Here is a 2,628-nt window from a genome sequence, read left to right as displayed (position 1 = left end):
GGCAGGCGCTCGATCGCGCGCATCCGGCTGACCCCGTCAGTGATCGTGGTCTCGTGCAGCGACACATCACCAAAGCTGCTGCTGGCCGCACCGGTAATCACCACCGCCTTGCCGCAGCGGTTGTGGATCGCGCCGTAGCCGGCGGTCATCGGCATCGCCGGATTCGGCGGCAGCCGCGCCCAGCCCTGCTCGACGGTGACGCACGTGGTCTCGGCGGCAGAAGCCGATGCTGCGGCCGCACACATCATCAACAATACGCCAACGAATGGTTTGGTTATCATCGCCCAGGTTCCTTCTTCGCAACGAGACCGCAGCATGACGACGCTCATCGAGGTGATCAACCATGGCCCCATCCGCGAACTGCGCCTGGCGCGGCCGCCGGTCAACGCACTGGACACCGAACTGTGCCGGCAGTTGATCCACGCCATCGAGCTGGCCATGGCCGAAGATGCGCACGGCATCGTGCTGTCGGGCAGCGAACGCATCTTCACCGGTGGCATGGACGTGCCGCACCTGCTCTCGCACGGCGATGACAAGCACAAGTTGTTGGACACCTGGAACGCCTTCTTCGGCGCCGTGCGCACGCTGGCCGAGAGCCGCATCCCGGTGGTCGCGGCGATCACCGGCCACGCCCCGGCCGGCGGCTGCGTGCTGGCGCTGTGCTGCGACTACCGGGTGATGGCGCGCAGCACCGAGCCGTCGCGCCCGTATGCCATCGGCCTGAACGAAGTGCAGGTGGGCCTGATCGCACCGGAGGGCATCCAGCGCCTGCTGCGCCGCGCGGTGGGCGTGCACCGCGCCGGGGTCCTGCTGACCACCGGCTCGCTGGTGCCGGCCGAACAGGCGCTGCAGATCGGCCTGGTCGATGAACTGGCCGAGGGCGACCTGGTGGTGGCCCGCGCGGTGGCCTGGCTGCAGAACCTGCTCAAGCAGCCGCGCCAGCCGATGCTGCTGACCCGCGCGGTTGCCCGCGCCGACCTGCACGAAGCCCTGCACCCTGACCTGATCCAGCTGGACCGCTTCGTCGAAGCCTGGTTCGCCCCGGATGCACAGAACGCCCTGCAGGCACTGGTGGCGCGGCTCGGCAAGTAAGCGGCAGTGCCGGCCTGCACCGGTATAATCAGGCCCTCTTCATTGCTGTGGCTGCCCCCTTGAACGACACGCCCGAACCCGTCGTCTCCGAGCTGATCGACCTGCTCACCCTGGAGCGGCTGGAGGACAACCTGTTCCGCGGGCAGAGCCGCGACATCGGCACCAAGTACGTGTTCGGCGGGCAGGTGCTGGGCCAGGCATTGGCCGCGGCGCAGGCCACGGTCGACAACGGCCGCCACGTGCACTCGCTGCACGCCTACTTCCTGCGCGCCGGCAACATCGACCACCCGATCGTCTACGACGTGGACCGCACCCGCGATGGCGGCAGCTTCTCGGTGCGCCGGGTCACCGCGATCCAGCACGGCAAGGTGATCTTCTTCTGCGCGGCCTCGTTCCAGCAGGCCGAAACCGGGGCCGAGCACCAGCACAAGATGCCCGAAGTGCCGCAACCGGAAGACATCGAACCGAATCGTCCGCTGCCAGCCGAAGTGCTGGAGCGGCTGCCGATCAAGGTGCAGCGGTGGCTGTCGCGCGGCGGCCCGTTCGAGTTCCGCCACGTCTACCCGCGTGACGAACTGAACCCGCCCAAGCGCCCGCCCTACCACCAGGTGTGGCTGCGCCTGAGCGAGCCGGTCGGCGATGCGCCCGAGCTGCACCAGGCGCTGCTGGCCTATGCCTCCGACTTCCATCTGCTGGGTACCGCGACGTTCCCGCACGGCATCAGCTACTACCACCCGCATGTGCAGATGGCCTCGCTCGACCACGCCATCTGGTTCCACCGCCCGTTCCGTGCCGACGACTGGCTGCTGTACTCGCTGGACAGCCCCAGCGCGCAGGATTCGCGCGGCCTGGCCCGCGGCCAGTTCTTCACCCGCAACGGCGTGCTGGTGGCCAGCACCGCGCAGGAAGGCCTGATCCGCGTCGTTCCCGACCAGGCAGCGGCGGCCGCCGTGCCGGCCAAGGAGTAATCCGATGCGCCAGATCTTCAGCAGCCAGCGCGTGGAAACCGTGGAAGGCGTGGCCGAGCTCCTGCGCGGGCATGGCATCGAGGTCAAGGTGACCAACGGGCGCTCGTACAAGACCCGCCGCCGCGGCCAGTTCAGCTATACCGACCTGGGCAACGCCAGCGCCTACCCGGCGGTGTGGATCGTGCGCGCCGACGACCAGCCGCGCGCACGCGAAATCCTGCGTGACGCGCGCCTGCTCGACACCACCCGACGCGACCACCCGACCGCCGAGTTCGCCTTCCGCGACATGCCGGAACAGGGCAGCGGCGGCCGCGGCTGGGCCTGGCGCATCCGCATCGCCCTGCTGGTGGTGATCGCCGGCGTGGCGCTGGTGATCGGCCTGCGCCATCGCGGCACCCCGGCGCCGGCCGCACCGGTCCCTACCCAACAGGCGCAGCCGCAACAGGCCCCTGCCCAACCGGCTCCCCCGGAAGAGGAAGAAATCCGGGTCCGCATCCAGCCCCCGAAATGACACACGGGTAGTGCCGGCCGCTGGCCGGAAACCGCAGCCCGCCGGACGGGTTCATGA

At 69.3% G+C, this 2,628-nt stretch carries 4 protein-coding genes; 3 read left to right on the top strand and 1 reads right to left on the bottom strand.

Annotated elements, in window-relative coordinates:
- The coding region (locus O0J73_RS22125) for a copper chaperone PCu(A)C (RefSeq protein ID WP_308309648.1) at window positions 1-281 on the bottom strand (281 nt) is incomplete at its 3' end.
- Between the two features lie 34 nt (window positions 282-315).
- Here O0J73_RS22125 and O0J73_RS22120 point away from each other — a divergent pair.
- From O0J73_RS22120 to O0J73_RS22110, 3 genes are read left to right on the top strand one after another with little or no spacing between them, the layout of a single operon-like run.
- Entirely contained in the window at window positions 316-1,092 is a 777-nt protein-coding gene (locus O0J73_RS22120; protein ID WP_308309647.1) for an enoyl-CoA hydratase/isomerase family protein, read from the top strand.
- Between the two features lie 59 nt (window positions 1,093-1,151).
- Window positions 1,152-2,060 (top strand): acyl-CoA thioesterase II, encoded by a 909-nt coding sequence (gene tesB, locus O0J73_RS22115; protein WP_005412623.1) that lies wholly within the window; start codon window positions 1,152-1,154, stop codon window positions 2,058-2,060.
- 4 nt (window positions 2,061-2,064) lie between these two features.
- A complete protein-coding gene (locus O0J73_RS22110; RefSeq protein WP_308309646.1) occupies window positions 2,065-2,571 on the top strand; it encodes a pathogenicity-like protein in 507 nt (168 codons plus the stop codon).
- Window positions 2,572-2,628: the final 57 nt, after the last annotated feature.

The sequence above is a fragment of the Stenotrophomonas sp. Sm6012 genome, from assembly GCF_030985895.1.
Classification (GTDB): Bacteria; Pseudomonadota; Gammaproteobacteria; order Xanthomonadales; family Xanthomonadaceae; genus Stenotrophomonas; species Stenotrophomonas forensis.
Note: the sequence above shows the minus strand (reverse complement) of the source record. Positions and strands in the feature narration are given on the sequence as shown.